The organism is Kitasatospora sp. NPDC087861, from assembly GCF_044742585.1.
GTDB lineage: Bacteria > Actinomycetota > Actinomycetes > Streptomycetales > Streptomycetaceae > Kitasatospora.
In genome coordinates, this window is sequence record NZ_JBIUUS010000009.1 from 121,532 (window position 1) to 136,054 (window position 14,523).

General features: G+C 72.0%; 14 protein-coding genes and 6 tRNA genes. 11 read left to right on the forward strand and 9 right to left on the reverse strand.

What is annotated here, in order from left to right; genetic code table 11:
• Positions 1 to 26 precede the first annotated feature (26 nt).
• From ACIOJE_RS15425 to ACIOJE_RS15440, 4 genes are all read right to left on the reverse strand, one after another.
• A tRNA-Val gene (locus tag ACIOJE_RS15425) sits at positions 27 to 98 on the reverse strand.
• Between the two features lie 41 nt (positions 99 to 139).
• Positions 140 to 211 (reverse strand) — tRNA-Val (locus tag ACIOJE_RS15430).
• Between the two features lie 34 nt (positions 212 to 245).
• Positions 246 to 319, reverse strand: a tRNA-Cys gene (locus tag ACIOJE_RS15435).
• 40 nt (positions 320 to 359) lie between these two features.
• Positions 360 to 432 (reverse strand) — tRNA-Gly (locus ACIOJE_RS15440).
• 307 nt (positions 433 to 739) lie between these two features.
• On the opposite strand from ACIOJE_RS15440, the gene ACIOJE_RS15445 reads away from it, so the two are divergent.
• The 3 genes from ACIOJE_RS15445 to ACIOJE_RS15455 all read left to right on the forward strand — a co-directional run bounded on the left by ACIOJE_RS15445 (position 740) and on the right by ACIOJE_RS15455 (position 3,612).
• Complete coding sequence (locus ACIOJE_RS15445) at positions 740 to 1,801, forward strand: chorismate-binding protein (protein WP_280683015.1); 1,062 nt, start codon at positions 740 to 742, stop codon at positions 1,799 to 1,801.
• 43 nt (positions 1,802 to 1,844) lie between these two features.
• Entirely contained in the window at positions 1,845 to 2,675 is an 831-nt protein-coding gene (locus ACIOJE_RS15450; RefSeq protein WP_400776553.1) for an aminotransferase class IV, read from the forward strand.
• Positions 2,676 to 2,769: 94 nt separating this feature from the next.
• Positions 2,770 to 3,612 (forward strand): GNAT family N-acetyltransferase, encoded by an 843-nt coding sequence (locus ACIOJE_RS15455; protein WP_400776556.1) that lies wholly within the window; start codon positions 2,770 to 2,772, stop codon positions 3,610 to 3,612.
• A gap of 12 nt (positions 3,613 to 3,624) precedes the next feature.
• Here ACIOJE_RS15455 and ACIOJE_RS15460 read toward each other — a convergent pair whose 3' ends face one another.
• On the reverse strand, positions 3,625 to 4,125 hold the full coding sequence (locus ACIOJE_RS15460; RefSeq protein WP_400776558.1) for a DsbA family protein: 501 nt from the start codon (positions 4,123 to 4,125) through the stop codon (positions 3,625 to 3,627).
• 110 nt (positions 4,126 to 4,235) lie between these two features.
• Here ACIOJE_RS15460 and ACIOJE_RS15465 point away from each other — a divergent pair, with 110 nt between their 5' ends.
• Complete coding sequence (locus tag ACIOJE_RS15465; RefSeq protein WP_280683008.1) at positions 4,236 to 4,679, forward strand: hypothetical protein; 444 nt, start codon at positions 4,236 to 4,238, stop codon at positions 4,677 to 4,679.
• Between the two features lie 26 nt (positions 4,680 to 4,705).
• On the opposite strand, the gene ACIOJE_RS15470 is transcribed toward ACIOJE_RS15465, so the two are convergent.
• Both ACIOJE_RS15470 and ACIOJE_RS15475 read right to left on the reverse strand, forming a co-directional pair.
• On the reverse strand, positions 4,706 to 5,275 hold the full coding sequence (locus ACIOJE_RS15470; protein ID WP_280683006.1) for a CGNR zinc finger domain-containing protein: 570 nt from the start codon (positions 5,273 to 5,275) through the stop codon (positions 4,706 to 4,708).
• Positions 5,276 to 5,691: 416 nt separating this feature from the next.
• On the reverse strand, positions 5,692 to 6,105 hold the full coding sequence (locus tag ACIOJE_RS15475) for an SsgA family sporulation/cell division regulator (RefSeq protein ID WP_030056266.1): 414 nt from the start codon (positions 6,103 to 6,105) through the stop codon (positions 5,692 to 5,694).
• 195 nt (positions 6,106 to 6,300) lie between these two features.
• Between ACIOJE_RS15475 and ACIOJE_RS15480 the strand changes: the two genes are divergently transcribed.
• The 3 genes from ACIOJE_RS15480 to ACIOJE_RS15490 all read left to right on the forward strand — a co-directional run bounded on the left by ACIOJE_RS15480 (position 6,301) and on the right by ACIOJE_RS15490 (position 7,204).
• Positions 6,301 to 6,771 (forward strand): TIGR02611 family protein, encoded by a 471-nt coding sequence (locus ACIOJE_RS15480; RefSeq protein WP_280683005.1) that lies wholly within the window; start codon positions 6,301 to 6,303, stop codon positions 6,769 to 6,771.
• Between the two features lie 79 nt (positions 6,772 to 6,850).
• Positions 6,851 to 6,922 (forward strand) — tRNA-Val (locus ACIOJE_RS15485).
• 210 nt (positions 6,923 to 7,132) lie between these two features.
• Positions 7,133 to 7,204 (forward strand) — tRNA-Val (locus ACIOJE_RS15490).
• Between the two features lie 79 nt (positions 7,205 to 7,283).
• Here ACIOJE_RS15490 and ACIOJE_RS15495 read toward each other — a convergent pair.
• Positions 7,284 to 8,051, reverse strand: coding sequence for a 3'-5' exonuclease (locus ACIOJE_RS15495; protein ID WP_280683004.1), 768 nt, complete (start codon positions 8,049 to 8,051; stop codon positions 7,284 to 7,286).
• A 157-nt stretch (positions 8,052 to 8,208) separates the two neighbouring features.
• Between ACIOJE_RS15495 and ACIOJE_RS15500 the strand changes: the two genes are divergently transcribed.
• From ACIOJE_RS15500 to ACIOJE_RS15515, 4 genes are all read left to right on the forward strand, one after another.
• Positions 8,209 to 8,763: a DUF4365 domain-containing protein gene (locus tag ACIOJE_RS15500; protein ID WP_280683003.1), complete on the forward strand. Its 555-nt coding sequence runs from the start codon at positions 8,209 to 8,211 to the stop codon at positions 8,761 to 8,763.
• Positions 8,764 to 8,807: 44 nt separating this feature from the next.
• The gene (locus ACIOJE_RS15505) at positions 8,808 to 9,995 is read left to right on the forward strand and encodes a hypothetical protein (RefSeq protein WP_280683001.1); all 1,188 of its coding nucleotides are present in this window, start codon (positions 8,808 to 8,810) and stop codon (positions 9,993 to 9,995) included.
• A gap of 87 nt (positions 9,996 to 10,082) precedes the next feature.
• Entirely contained in the window at positions 10,083 to 12,062 is a 1,980-nt protein-coding gene (gene thrS, locus ACIOJE_RS15510) for a threonine--tRNA ligase (RefSeq protein ID WP_280682999.1), read from the forward strand.
• Positions 12,063 to 12,148: 86 nt separating this feature from the next.
• Positions 12,149 to 12,709, forward strand: coding sequence for an HIT domain-containing protein (locus tag ACIOJE_RS15515; RefSeq protein ID WP_280682997.1), 561 nt, complete (start codon positions 12,149 to 12,151; stop codon positions 12,707 to 12,709).
• 66 nt (positions 12,710 to 12,775) lie between these two features.
• Here the strand turns inward: ACIOJE_RS15515 and ACIOJE_RS15520 are convergent, their stop codons facing one another.
• Entirely contained in the window at positions 12,776 to 14,416 is a 1,641-nt protein-coding gene (locus ACIOJE_RS15520) for a hypothetical protein (protein ID WP_280682994.1), read from the reverse strand.
• Positions 14,417 to 14,523: the final 107 nt, after the last annotated feature.

A 14,523-nucleotide genomic window follows, 5' to 3' on the forward strand; every position in this document is an offset into this window, starting at 1 on the left:
TGCAGCAGACCCCGAAGGATCCGACGTGCGCGATACTGGGATTGAACCAGTGACCCCTACCGTGTCAAGGTAGTGCTCTCCCGCTGAGCTAATCGCGCCTGGTGTGGCGGTCCTGCAGCAGACCCCGAAGGATCCGACGTGCGCGATACTGGGATTGAACCAGTGACCCCTACCGTGTCAAGGTAGTGCTCTCCCGCTGAGCTAATCGCGCGGGGAGGTCTTCCGGTGGAACCGGTCGAACCTCTTGGAGGTGGAGACGGGATTTGAACCCGTGTACACGGCTTTGCAGGCCGTTGCCTCGCCTCTCGGCCACTCCACCAGGCAACACACGAGGAACGATCTTACACTGTTCCTCATCGAGCGGACGACGAGATTCGAACTCGCGACCCTCACCTTGGCAAGGTGATGCTCTACCAACTGAGCCACGTCCGCCTGTCTCCCGGGATCTTCACCGCTTTTCTTCGGCTGCGCTCCCTGGCGACGTGTTGAACTCTAGCGGATTCCCGGGCCAGCTAAAAATCCGTTCCCGCAGCGTGCCGAGGGGATGCCCGTCGAGCACCTCCCCGTCGACCCCCGGAGCCGGTCACCGGCCGCCACCTGCGGCGCTTCCGGACGATCATCCGCCGGTCACCCGGCGCACACCCGTGCGACGCCCGCCGGTGCTCACGCCCCGGGCCGGGCCCGCACCTCCGACCTACACTTCAGGCACCGCCGCCCAGCACGACCGCGCAGGAGAACCGTGTCCGGCCCCATCGACCCCCGCACCCCGCTCGCCCGATTCGGCGGCCGCCTGGCCACCGGTCTGCGCGACGTCACCTCGGACCCGGCCGCCCTGGACTCCACCGGCTACTGGGCCGTCGCCTACGACTTCGAGGGCCGGCTGACCTGCGCCCGCTTCGACGACGTCCGCCCCGCCCCCGCGCCGCCCTCAGGGGCAGGCTGGCGCGGACCGGAGGCCGGCGGCTGGCACAGCTCCCTGGACCGGGCCGCCTACACCGCGGGCGTACGCCGCATCCGCGAGCACATAGCCGCCGGCGAGGTCTACCAGGCGAACCTCTGCCGCGTACTGTCCGCGCCGCTGCCCGACCCGGCCCGCAGCGACGTGGACGCCCTCACCGGCCTCCTCGCCCGCGGCAACCCCGCCCCCTACGCCGGCACCATCCGCTTGCCCGAGCACGGGGTCGAGATCGCCACCGCCTCGCCCGAGCTGTACCTGCGCCGCACCGGCCGCACCGTCTCCTCCGGCCCGATCAAGGGCACCGGCCGCACCGAGGACGACCTCCTCGACAAGGACCACGCCGAGAACGTGATGATCGTGGACCTGGTCCGCAACGACCTCGGTCAGGTCTGCGCGACCGGCAGCGTCACCGTCCCCGACCTCTGTGCCGTCGAGAAGCACCCCGGCCTGGTCCACCTGGTCTCCACCGTCGAGGGCACCCTGCGCGAGGGCGCCGGCTGGCCCGAACTGCTCGCCGCCACCTTCCCGCCCGGCTCCGTCACCGGCGCCCCCAAGTCCAGTGCGCTGCGGATCATCGACGCCCTGGAGACCGCCCCGCGCGGCCCCTACTGCGGCGCCGTCGGCTGGGTCGACGCCGACCGCGGCGAGGGCGAACTCGCCGTCGGCATCCGCACCTTCTGGCTCGACCGGGCCGACCCCGAGGTCCCCGTCCTGCGCTTCGGCACCGGCGCCGGCATCACCTGGGGCTCCGACCCCGACCGCGAGTGGGCGGAAACCGAACTGAAGGCCGCCCGCCTGGTCGCGATAGCGTCGGGCAGCGAATCCGACCCCACCGGGGCATAGGCCGCACGCACCGCCCCCACCCTCGCCCTAGGAGCAGCCCTCGATGCCGAACCCGACCACCAGCTGGGTCAACGGGACGCTCGTCGACTCCACCGACCCCGCAATCTCGGTCCTCGACCACGGACTCACCACCGGCGACGGGGTGTTCGAGACCATGAAGGCCACCGACGGCCGGGCCTTCGCGGTCACCCGCCACCTCGACCGGCTCACCCGCTCCGCCCGCGGCCTCGGCCTGCCCGACCCCGACCACGACCTGGTCCGCGAGGCCTGCGCCCAGGTGCTCGCCGCCAACCCGGCGCCGCTCGGCCGCCTGCGCGTCACGTACACCGGCGGCAACGCCCCGCTCGGCTCCGAGCGCGGCACCACCGGCCCCACCCTCGTCGTCGCCCTCGGCGCGATCAACCGCCGCCCCGACGAGACCGCCGCCGCCGTCGTCCCGTGGCGCCGCAACGAGCACAGCGCCGTCGCGGGCCTCAAGACCACCTCGTACGCCGAGAACGTCGTCGCCCTGGCCGCCGCCCACCGGGCCGGCGCCTCGGAGGCCCTGTTCGCCAACACCGCCGGCCTGCTCTGCGAGGGCACCGGCTCCAACGTCTTCGTCGTCCTCGGCGGCCGCCTGCTCACCCCCGCCCTCGCCTCCGGCTGCCTGGCCGGCATCACCCGGCAGCTCGTCATCGACTGGTGCGGCGCCGAGGAGGCTGACCTGCCGCTGAGCGCCCTCCAGGACGCCGAGGAGGTCTTCCTGACCTCCACCACCCGCGACGTCCAGGCCGTCACCCGGGTGGACGACCGCGAACTGCCCGGCGTTGGCCCCGTCACCACCAAGGCCATGGCCGTCTTCGCCGAGCGCAGCGGCGACGACCTCGACCCGTGACCCCCGCCCGGCGCCGGAAGAACCGGCCGCCGCACCGGCGGCGCGCAGCGGCGACACGGGCATAGGGCTCCGGGCGCGGGGAAGGGACCACCACATGACCACGACGCTGCGCCCCGAAGGCCCCGAGACACCCACCGCCGCCGGTGGCCGCACCAGGCGCTGGCAGATCTGCGCCAACGGCCGCCAGGTCGGCGCGCTGCGCACCACCGCTGTCCCGCACGGCAGCCAACTCTGGGGCGAGATAGCAGAGTTGGAAGTCAGAGAAGGCCGCGGCCGGGGCCGCGGCACGTTCGGCGCGCTGGCCGCGGAGGAGGTGCTGCGCGGCTGGGGCTGCACCCGGGTGGATGCCAACATCCCCGAACCGGCACGGATCGCCCGGGCGCTCGCCGCCACCCTCGGCTACACCGAGCGGATGCGGAACCTGGCCAAGCGGCTGACCGCCGCCCCCGCCCTGCCCACCGGCGTCACCGCCGACCGGATCGGGCCCGCGGAGTTCCCGGCCTGGCTCGACGGGACCGCCGAGGGCTACATCCGCTCGCTCGTCGAGTCCGGCCTCAGCGAGGAGCAGGCCCGCGCCAAGTCGCACCTCGACCACCTGCGCCAGCTCCCGCAGGGCGCCGACAGCCCCGGTGTCGTCCTGCGCCGCCTGCGCGCGGCCGGCGGGTCCGAGCCGCTCGGCTCGCTCTGGGTGGACCTCCACCTGCGCGACCTGCCGGGCGGCGAGCCGCTGGCCTGGGTGATGGTCGTCGAGGTGTCCCCGGCCCACCGGGGCCGGGGACACGGCCGGACGCTGATGCTGCTCGCCGAACGCGAGTGCCTGGCCGCCGGGGTGCACAACCTCGGGCTCAACGTCTTCTCCGACAACGAGGTCGCGATCCGGCTGTACGCCTCGCTCGGCTACCGGGTCACCAATCGCATCTACGGAAAGTCGCTGTGACCCGACATGTCGTCAGGAAGCCTTCGCCGCCTCGATGACGGCCACGATCCGGTCCCGCAGGCCGTCCTGGCTCTGCCCGCCGTCCAACCGCGTCCCGCCGATCACGTACGTCGGCGTGCCCGTGACACCGATCGCCCGGCCCTCGGCCTGGTCGGCGTCCACGGTGAGCATGTGCCGCCCGTCGATCAGCGCGGTGTCGACCTCCTCGGCGTCCACCCCGACCGCCCGGGCCACCTCCAGCAGCACCTGCTGCCCCCGTGCGTCCAGTTCCTCGACCCGGGCCAGCAGCGCCTCCACGAACGGCCAGCCCAACCCCTGCGCGAACGCCTCCTCGGCGGCCTCCGCGGCCGCGTAGGCGTGCTTGTGCTTCTCCAGGGGGAAGTGTCGGACCTCGACGGGCAGCGCGTCGCCGTACTGCACGCGCAGCGCCCGTACGTCGTCCAGCGCGGTGCGGCAGTCCGGGCACTGGAGGTCGCACCAGAACTCGAGCCGGGGGAGGGAACCATCGATCATTCCCCCAGTGTTTCACTAGTGGGCGCCCGCTCCGGCCGACGGTGCGCCCCTGCGAAGGCCGACAGGGAGGCAGTGATGACCAGGACGACCGGACACGAAGGGGTGCAGCCGTGCTGACCGCGGCGATCAGCTTCGCCCTCACGGCGGGCGGGGTGGCCGTCGCCGGTCTGCGGGCCTACCGGCGGCGCTTCCTGTCCGCGACCCGCTGGCTGGCGGTGGCCCTCATACCGGTGGGGCTCTACCTGACCGGCCTGTTCCCGGTGGCCCGGACGATCGGCAGCGAGTTCGCCGCCTGGGCCACGAAGCTGGTGTTCGACCCCCGGGTCTGGACCGGCATCGTGCTGCTCGGCGTCTCCGCGGTCCTGCTGGTCACCACCCGCTGGGTGGGCCGCCGGGGCGCCGTGGACTCCGCGCCGGAGCGCCCGGCTGCCGCGGCGCCCGAGCGCCCGGCGGTGGCCTCCGCGCCGCCGAAGAAGCCGGCGGCGGGCAAGCGGGACGACGGCCTCGGCGACTTCACCGACATCGAGGAGATCCTCCGCAAGCGCGGCATCTGAACCCCGCGGGGGAGGGCGGGGCGGCGTCAGACGGAGGGCACGGCCTCCGCCGAGCGCTGTCGCGCCCGGTAGGCGGCGACGTGCAGCCGGTTGCCGCAGGTGCGGCTGTCGCAGTAGCGCCGGGAGCGGTTGCGGGAGAGGTCCACGAAGACCCGCGCGCAGTCCGGTGCCTCGCACCGGCGCAGCCGCTCCCGCTCGCCCGCCATGAGGATGAAGGCCAGCGCCATGCCCAGCTCGGCGGCGAGGTGGTCACCCAGCGCGGCGTGCGGAGCGAAGTAGTGGATGTGCCAGTCGTGGTGGTCGTGGTTGGTCAGCCGCGGCGTCGTACCGGCGGCCGCGACGATCCCGTTGACCAGCTCGGCGGCCTCCGCGGTGGACTCGGTCCGGAACACCTCGCGCAGCCGGGTGCGCAGCTGCTGCACCTTGCGCAGGTCGTCCTCGGTCAGCGAGTCGATCTCGCTGATCTCCTGGCGGACCACGAAGGCGTCCAGCGCGGCCACGTCCGGCAGCTTCTCGGTGCCGCACACCTCGGGTGCGGTGTTGAGCAGCTCGACGAGGATGCTCAGCGCGCACTCGGTGTCATGGGTGATCAGCACGTTGGGGACTCCTCGCGCAGGGGACTCCGGTACCCCGGTCCACGGTTACCCCAGACCATACCGGGCCGTGCGGCGGAAGGGCGGTGGGTTCTTTCGAAGACCTGTACGGATTCCGTCAGGGCCTCTCCGTCGGGCCCCGCCGTCGGGCCTCGTCCGGCCGGACGGGCTCGCGCAGAAGCATCCGGAAAGGCGACGGCGCCCGGCACCGAGGCCGGCCACCCGTATGGATGGCCGGCCTCGGTGCCGGGCGCCTGCGGTGTCGCGGACCCGCACCGGTGGGAGCGGGCCGTTCACCGGCCCCGAGACCGCGTCGTGCGCGGCTGAGTCTGCTGCCGTGCCCCCGAGTAGGACGGCTGCGGTGACGGCAGGAGGTAGCGACCCCGCTGACGGCGGGGCGTGACTGCCTCCGGACGGGGTCAGCTTTCAGCGAGGATGTGGGACAGCTCCCGGTCGAGGTCGAAGTGGCGGTGTTCGGTGCCGGGGGGCACCGCGGCGTCCGTCCGCTTGAGGAACGACTCAAGCGCCCGGGCCGGGGCCTCCAGCAGGGCTTCTCCTTCCGGAGAGCTCAGCGCGATGCAGACCACCCCTTGCCCGTGGCTGCGCGACGGCCAGACCCGGACGTCGCCGGTGCCCGTGGGTCGGTGCAGCCCCTCCGCAAGGAGATCTCGGGCGAACACCCACTCCACGGTCTCGTCCGCGCCCGTGTGGAACGTGGCGTGCACGGCGTAGGGGTCGGCGGTGTCGTAGCGCAGGCCCGCGGGGACGGGCAGTGAGGACTCGCTGGACACGATGAGGCGCAGGTGCAGCTCGCAGCTGACCGTGGTGTTCATAAGCGCCATGGCCTTTCGCTCAGTGTGCGCTCGGGGAATCGCACGTCGGCGAACGGACCATCCCACCCCCAAGACCGATGTAAACCCCTCTGTCCCGATTCGGGCGCGAGTCGTACCCCTTACGGCGCATTGCGGAATCGTCCCGGAGCCGAGGGGTCGGGCATTACCGGGCCGCTTCTCGGTTAGTTTCCTGGCATGACTGTGCGAAACGACAAGACCGGCAAGAACACGGGAACGGGTGAAGCGGTCACGGCGGATGACGCAGCCGGCTCCGCGGCCGTCGACGGCGGCCGGGCGGTCGGCTCCCGCGCCCCGGCGTTCGTCCGCCGCTCACGGCCGCTGCACCTCACCTGGCAGGTGGTGATCTTCCTGGCCGGCCTCGCCGTGGTCGTGCTCGGCGTGATCATGCTGCCGCTGCCCGGCCCCGGCTGGGTGGTGATCTTCCTGGGCATGGGGATCTGGGCCACCGAGTTCGTCTGGGCCCAGCTGGCACTGCGCTGGACCCGCCGCAAGGTCGCCGAGGCTGCCCAGCGCGCCATGGACCCGCGGGTGCGCCGCCGCAACCTCACCGTCACCGCGATCGGCCTCGTCGCGCTCGTCGGGATCGGCGGCTGGTACGTCGCCCGCTACGGCCTGGTCGTCCCCTGGCAGGCGGGCGAGAGCTGAGCGACCCGGGAGCGGGGGCGGCCGCCGACCGGGGTGTTCGGACCACCCTCCGGGATGCGGTAATGTTTTCCCTGCACCCGGGCGATTAGCTCAGCGGGAGAGCACTTCGTTCACACCGAAGGGGTCACTGGTTCGATCCCAGTATCGCCCACCGGAATGCATGGTGATACGTGAGGCCCAGCCGATTATCGGCTGGGCCTCACGTGTATTTCCGGAATCCCCCGGAGAACCACCCGGAATGCGGCTGAGGCTCAGTCATCTTCCGTGCGGAGCGCGAGTTCTGCGGGTGCGCCAGCGGTACCCCGGAAGGGACGAGTTGTACGACGACCGCCAAATGGTGCTACAGTTCTTCTCGTTGCCCGGGCGATTAGCTCAGCGGGAGAGCACTTCGTTCACACCGAAGGGGTCACTGGTTCGATCCCAGTATCGCCCACCGGACAGCACGCAGGCCCTGACCAGGAAACCGGTCAGGGCCTGCGGCACGTTCGGGAGCCGGTGCCCGGCGGCCACCGCTACGCCGCCGCCTCGCAGCCGTGTTCGGGCTCCAGCCGGCGGCCGCAACCGCACCGGGCGGGCCGCAGCGGCCAGGACAGGTCCACCCGCTCCGGCGTCCCCGACCGGTCGAACCAGTTCTGCAGCCCCCGCGCCTGCGCCGCGTGCCAGACCTCCTGGCGCAGATGCAGCTCCGCCGCCGTCAGCCCGCCCAGCGCCGCCGGGTAGCGGGCGCCTATCCGCCGGGTCAGCGTCAGTGCCGCCGTCGCGTCCACCGCCGCGTCGTGCGCCCCGGCCAGCTCCACGCCGTAGTGCGCGCACAGGTCGGTCAGCGTCCGGCGGCCCTTGCGGTAGCGGTCCACGTGCTTGTCCAGCACCCGCGGATCCAGCACCACCAGCCCGTCCGGGCCCAGCCCGCCGGCCAGCGCCAGCCCGTGGTGGCGGCGCAGCTCCCGGTCGAGCAGCGTCAGGTCGTAGGGCGCGTTCATCACCACCACCGGGTGCCCGGCCCGCGCCTGGTCCGCCAGCGCGCGGGTGACCTCGGCCACCACCACGCCGATCGGGCGGCCGTGCGTCCGGGCGTGCTCGTCGGTGATGCCGTGCACCGCCCGCGCGCCGTCCGGGATCGGGACACCCGGATCGGCGAGCCAGGTGGTGGTCCGCACCGGTCCGTCCGGCGCGAGTTGGACGACCAGGGCGGCCGAGACGATCCGGTCGGTCTCGACGTCCACGCCGGTGGTCTCAGTGTCGAAGGAGGCGAGTGGGCCGGTGTACCAGTGCTGCTGCATGACTGCCCCTCAGGCGAAACGTTCCGCGCCCGATTGATACCCGGTTCTGACGCCTGTTCAACCGTTTGGCGCAGGCCCGGCCGGGGATCCTGCCTTTGGGTCCGGGACGTCCCGTTCGAACCCGGACGGGCCCGGAGCCGGGGGAGGCCACGGGGCGATGGCACTGACGCAGCCGCAGCCCGAGGAGGCGGCGGCCGTTCTTCGGGGGAACCTGGCGGTCACCGCGTGCATGGAGACGCTGCAGGTCGGCTACCTGCACGCGGTCGCCGCCGCGGCCGGCTGCTCGCTCTCCCAGCCGTTTCCGGACAACGGCATCGACTGGCAGGTCAGCCACGGCTCCCGGGCCCACGAGGTGGACGACGAGGTCACCATCAAGATCCAGCTCAAGGCCACCCAGCAGATCGCAGCCGACCCGGCCGGGCCGTTCTTCAGCTTCACCCTCGACAACGACCACCTGCGCAAGCTCGCCCGGGCGAGGGTCGCCGTGCCCCGCATCCTGGTCGTGATGCTGCTGCCGCGCCGGGTCGACCGCTGGCTGCACGCCCGCCCGGACGCGCTGGAACTGCGGCACTGCTGCTACTGGGTCAACCTGGCCGGCCACCCGGTCACCGGGCAACGGCGCACCAACGTCCGGGTGCCCACCGGCAAGGTCTTCGACGACCGCGCGCTCTGCGACATCATGGCCCGGGTCGGCGCCGGCGGCAGCCCGTGACCGCCCGGCCCGGCCCCGGCCCCCGGCAGCGAGGAGCAGCACCCATGACACCGCCGCACGCACCCGGCGAGCCGGTCCAGGCCCTGCCCGACCCCGCCGCCGTCGACCCGGCGGTGCTCGCCACCCTGCTCGCCCGGCACGGCTGGGTCCGGCGTGGCGGCCCCGCCGCCCGCTACGGCCGCTGGACGCCCCCCGACGACGAGTCCGGCACCAGCCTGCTCGTCCCCGCGGGGGACGGCTTCGACGACGCCGTCGACCTCCTCGCCGACGCCGTCACCGCGCTGTCCCGCTCGTCCACCCCCTCCGCCGGCGCCATCCTGCTCGCGCTCGCCGTCCCCGGCGACGAACTGCGCTGGCACCGGGAGCCGACCGGACCGGCCGAGGCCACCTCCTGGGACGACGCCGAGCGGCTCCAGCGGGCGGCCCGCGCGATGCTCGCCGCCGGGGCCAAGGCCGGCCGGGCCACGGCCGCCTACTTCGGGGCCCGGCTGGACGCCTACGCCGGGGACTTCCTGGACCGCGTCCTGGTCGTCGAGCAGGGCGCCGCCCTCACCGCCTACACCCCCGCCCCCGACGGCCGGGCCGCCGTCACCACCCTGGTCCGCGCCCTGGAGGCGCTGCGCGACGCCGTCGACTACCGCCGGGTCAGCGGCGGGCCCGAGGCCTTCGAGAACGCCGTCCAGGCCGGGGTCAGCCGGGAACTCGTCCAGTCCGTCGAGGACCTGGTCCGCGGCGCGACGGCGGCCCGACTGGCGGTCGCCTGGTCGGCCGCCGCCGGGACCCCGGGCGGCTTCGGGGACCGCCGGGTCGTCCTCGACTTCTCTCCCGGCGACCTGCCCGCCCTGGCCGAGGCCGCCGAACTGCTGGAACGGATCGAGCCCGCCGTCGCCGTCACCGTCGTCGGCGTGGTCGTCCGGCTCAAGCGCGCCGACCCGGCCGGACCGGGCGCGGTACGGCTGCGCGTGCTCGGCGGCGCCGAGGTCCGCGAACTCAAGCTCCGGCTGCCCGACCCCGACTACCGGCTCGCCGCCGAGGCCCACCTCGCGGGCCTGCCGGTCCGGGTCTCCGGCCGGCTGGAAAGCCGCGGCGGCTTCCGCCGGCTCACCCGCCCGCAGGGCCTGGAACTGTGCGGCTGGGAGGACGCCGAGCGCGAGCGGCTGCTGAAGTCCCTCGGTGAAGGGCTGGGCGAAGGGCTCGGGGACGGCCTTGCGGAAGGGGCAGCGGGGGCGTAGGTGCACGGCCGGGGTGACGCGCTCGGTACCATCGTCACGCGCAGCGCAGTGTTGCGTCCTCTGAATCCAGCACGTCAGGAGAGACCGGTGACGGACGTCCGGGTAATCATCAGCCGCGAACCCGATCGGGAAGAGCGCGTGGTGACGACGGGCACTACGGCCGCCGAGCTCTTCGCCGACGACCGCTCGATCATCGCCGCCCGCGTCGGCGGCCAGCTCAAGGACCTCGCCTACGTCCTCCAGGACGGCGAGGAGGTCGAGCCGGTCGCGATCGGCAGCAAGGACGGCCTGGACATCCTGCGCCACTCCACCGCGCACGTCATGGCCCAGGCCGTGCAGCAGCTCTTCCCCGAGGCCAAGCTCGGCATCGGCCCGCCGGTCAAGGACGGCTTCTACTACGACTTCGACGTCGAGAAGCCGTTCCACCCCGATGACCTCAAGGCCATCGAGAAGAAGATGCAGGAGATCATCAAGCGCGGGCAGAAGTTCTCCCGCCGCGTGGTCACCGACGAGTCCGCCCGCGAGGAGCTGGCCGCCGAGCCGTACAAGCTGGAGCTGATCGGCCTCAAGGGCTCCGCCGCCACCGCCGGCGAGGGCGCCGACGTCGAGGTCGGCGCCGGCGAGCTCACCATCTACGACAACCTGGACGCCAAGACCGGCGAGCAGTGCTGGGGCGACCTCTGCCGCGGCCCGCACCTGCCCAGCACCCGGAACATCCCGGCGTTCAAGCTGATGCGCAACGCGGCCGCCTACTGGCGCGGCAGCGAGAAGAACCCGATGCTGCAGCGGATCTACGGGACCGCCTGGCCGACCAAGGACGAGCTGAAGGCCCACCTCGACTTCCTGGTCGAGGCCGAGAAGCGCGACCACCGCAAGCTCGGCAACGAGCTCGACCTCTTCTCCATCCCCGAGGAGATCGGCTCCGGCCTCGCCGTCTTCCACCCCAGGGGCGGCATCATCCGTCGCGCCATGGAGGACTACTCGCGCAAGCGGCACGAGGAAGAGGGCTACGAGTTCGTCTACACCCCGCACGCCACCAAGGGGAAGCTCTTCGAGAAGAGCGGCCACCTCGACTGGTACGCGGACGGTATGTACCCGCCCATGCAGCTCGACGAGGGAGTGGACTACTACCTCAAGCCGATGAACTGCCCGATGCACAACCTGATCTTCGACGCGCGCGGCCGCTCGTACCGTGAACTGCCGCTGCGCCTCTTCGAGTTCGGGACGGTGTACCGCTACGAGAAGTCCGGCGTCGTGCACGGCCTGACCCGGGCCCGCGGCTTCACGCAGGACGACGCGCACATCTACTGCACCCGCGAGCAGATGGCGGACGAGCTCGACTCGACGCTCACCTTCGTGCTGAACCTGCTCCGCGACTACGGTCTGACCGACTTCTACCTGGAGCTGTCGACCAAGGACCCGGAGAAGTACGTCGGCTCGGACGAGACGTGGGAGGAGGCCACCGCCGTCCTCGCGAGCGTGGCCGAGAAGCAGGGGCTGCCGCTGGTTCCGGACCCGGGCGGCGCGGCCTTCTACGGCCCGAAGATCTCGGTGCAGGCGCGGGACGCGATCGGCCGTACCTGGCAGATGAGCACCATCCAGCTCGACTTCAACCTCCCCGAGCGTTTCGATCTCGAGTACACGGCGGCGGACGGCTCGCGTCAGCGGCCGGTCATGATCCACCGGGCGCTGTTCGGCAGCATCGAGCGGTTCTTCGCGGTGCTGCTGGAGCACTACGCCGGCGCCATGCCGCCGTGGCTGGCCCCGGTCACCGTCACCGGCATCCCGATCACCGACGAGCACGTCCCGTACCTGCTGGAGGTCGCGGCCGAGCTGAAGAAGCACGGGATCCGGGTCGAGGTGGACACCTCGGACGACCGCATGCAGAAGAAGATCAGGAACGCGCAGAAGGCCAAGACCCCCTACATGCTCATCGCCGGCAACGACGACGTCGAGGCGGGCGCGGTGTCGTTCCGCTACCGCAACGGCGAGCAGAAGAACGGCGTGCCGGTGGCGGATGCCGTCGCCGAGATCGTGGACGCCGTGAAGAACCGCGTCCAGGTGTGACACCGTTCCCCGCCTGAGCGGGGGTGCGCGGGGCGGGCTCTCGATGAGTCCGCCCCGCGCGGCTTTGCAAGCAGCGCCGGGCGAATATGCTGATCAGCATGACGACTGAGCCGGAACTGCAGCGGGGCGTCGGCGAGCCGGACGGCTTCCGCCGCCTGTGGACCCCCCATCGGATGGCGTACATCCAGGGTGAGAACAAGCCCACCGGCCCGGCTCCGGACGACGGTTGTCCGTTCTGCTCGATCCCCGCGCTGAGCGACGAGGACGGGCTGGTCGTCGCCCGCGGCGGTGCCGTGTTCGCGGTGCTGAACCTGTACCCGTACAACGGCGGCCACCTGATGGTGGTCCCGTACCGGCACGTGGCGGACTACACCGACCTGGACGAGGCGGAGACGGCCGAGCTGGCCGACTTCACCAAGCGGGCGATGACCGCGCTGCGGGCGGCCTCGGGGGCGCACGGGTTCAACATCGGGATGAACCAGGGCGCGGCGGCCGGTGCCGGGATCGCAGCGCACCTGCACCAGCACGTGGTGCCGCGCTGGGGCGGGGACACCAACTTCATGCCGGTGGTCGGCCACACCAAGGTGCTGCCGCAACTGCTGGCGGACACCCGGAAGATGCTGGCCGAGGCCTGGCCGCAGGACTGACCGGGAACGCCGAAGGGGCCCGTCACCGCTGAGTCGGTGACGGGCCCCTTCGGCATCGGTGCGGGGTTACTCGAACTGGTCGACCTTGTACGGGCGGGTGCCCTGGGCCTCGGACTTGATGATCGAGGCGCGGTTCTTGAAGCGGTCGGTGTCCAGGTCGTGCTCCTCCAGGAACTCCAGCGTGGCGGCGTGCACCGCGCCGAGGACCGGGACGGAGGCGTTGAGCGCGTTGTCCGTCATGAAGCGGCTGCCCCACGGCGGACTCGCCCAGGCGTGCCGGAAGCCGAACGGCTCGGGCAGGCCCAGGCCGCCGCCGAGCCAGGAGAGCAGCCCGGGGGCGCGGGTGAACGGGGCGCGCAGGGCCTGGCGGATCACCTCGTCGTTGTCGATCAGGGGGAGCTGGACGGTGCGCTCCTCCCAGAACTTGCCCGTCTTCTGGACGGTCTTCTCCTTGGGCGAGGGCTTGTCGCCGAAGACGCCGTTGACCGGGCCGAGCGCGTAGCCGGCGACGGTGACGGTGAGGGTGTTCGCGAGCAGGGTGACGGTGACGGTGAAGGTGATGATCAGCTTGCCGTCGAAGGTGATGAACTGGGTGGCGAGGTAGTGCCGGGGGCCGCCGCCGGCGAAGGTCTGCTTGTCGGCGATGGTCTGGAGGGCGAAGTCGCGCATCCGGTCGCCGTCCATGTCGGCGTTGCCGGGGCGGGAGATCTCGTCGGCGTTCTCGCCGATTTCGAGGACCGCCCACTGCTTGACCGTGATGTTGGTCATCCCGCTGTTGGCGACCTCGCTGACGGCGAGCCCCTTGAGGTGCGAGGAGATCTTCCGGACCAGGTCCCAGGGGTGGAAGGCGCGAAAGTCGGAGTGCCCGGCGGCCGGCCGCATCACGTCGACCAGGCGCCATTCGCCCCAGCGCTTGCCGACGCCGAGGATGCCCTTGGGGCCGGCGTAGTGCTGGACGTTGGTCTCCTGCTCGGCCTCCATGCGGGCGAGCTTGTCACGCAGGTCGACGGCCTTCTTGTCGAGGTCGTCGCGGGGGACGGCCTTGGCGACGGTGGCGGCGACGGAGTTGCCCTCGACGAGGGCCAGCCAGCGTTCGCGGAACTCCTTGGTGGAGCGCAGCACGATGCGTCGGGCCAGGATCCAGCCGATGATCGGCGGGACCATGGAGACGCGCAGGTAGACGCCGAGCGGGCCGTGGACGGGGGGCTTGACCAGGAACAGGACGGAGACCACGGCCGCGGCCAGGAGGGCGAGGCTGCCGTAGAGCTCGTCCTGGAGGGTCTTGCCCTTCATGAGGTAGATGCGCAGGTAGAACGCGCCGATCCAGATCAGGGTACCGGGCAGCGCGAGCAGGCCGAAGAGCAGGGTGACCACGGTGAGCTTGCGGTCGCGTGCGGCCCGCAACTCCTGGGCGGCGAGGCAGTGTTCGACGATCTGGCGGGTGTCGGTGCCGAACGAGGGCACGATCGGCTTGCGCCCGGCGCCGATGGTGCGGGAGATGACGGCGGCGCTGAACGCCTCACCGAGGTTGGCCTCGAAGAGTTTGAACCTGGGCTTCTTGTGGGTCGCGGCGGTGACCTTGCCGACGAAGTCCTCGATCTTGCCGTCGCGGTACGCGGCCGAGGAGAGAGCCGGGGTGACTCCGGTCTGCGGTCCGGCGTCGGTCCGGGGTATCTGCGCACCCGGGGTCATGTCCAGTGTGGTCACGGTGGCGTCCCCTCCTCCCCTTGTCAGCGGCAGGTTATCGTGCCGTGGTGCCGCCGCGCGCATGATCGTCTGAAGTGCCGTCACGATCGGGCCGCGTTCGGCTTGAG

Coding starts and splice junctions, on each gene's coding strand:
- ACIOJE_RS15450 (WP_400776553.1), top strand. CDS start 1,845: ATGCCGAACCCGACCACCAGCTGGGTCAACGGGACGCTCGTCGACTCC.
- ACIOJE_RS15455 (WP_400776556.1), top strand. CDS start 2,770: ATGACCACGACGCTGCGCCCCGAAGGCCCCGAGACACCCACCGCCGCC.
- ACIOJE_RS15460 (WP_400776558.1), bottom strand. CDS start 4,125: ATGATCGATGGTTCCCTCCCCCGGCTCGAGTTCTGGTGCGACCTCCAG.
- ACIOJE_RS15475 (WP_030056266.1), bottom strand. CDS start 6,105: ATGAACACCACGGTCAGCTGCGAGCTGCACCTGCGCCTCATCGTGTCC.
- ACIOJE_RS15480 (WP_280683005.1), top strand. CDS start 6,301: ATGACTGTGCGAAACGACAAGACCGGCAAGAACACGGGAACGGGTGAA.
- ACIOJE_RS15495 (WP_280683004.1), bottom strand. CDS start 8,051: ATGCAGCAGCACTGGTACACCGGCCCACTCGCCTCCTTCGACACTGAG.
- ACIOJE_RS15500 (WP_280683003.1), top strand. CDS start 8,209: ATGGCACTGACGCAGCCGCAGCCCGAGGAGGCGGCGGCCGTTCTTCGG.
- ACIOJE_RS15505 (WP_280683001.1), top strand. CDS start 8,808: ATGACACCGCCGCACGCACCCGGCGAGCCGGTCCAGGCCCTGCCCGAC.
- ACIOJE_RS15515 (WP_280682997.1), top strand. CDS start 12,149: ATGCTGATCAGCATGACGACTGAGCCGGAACTGCAGCGGGGCGTCGGC.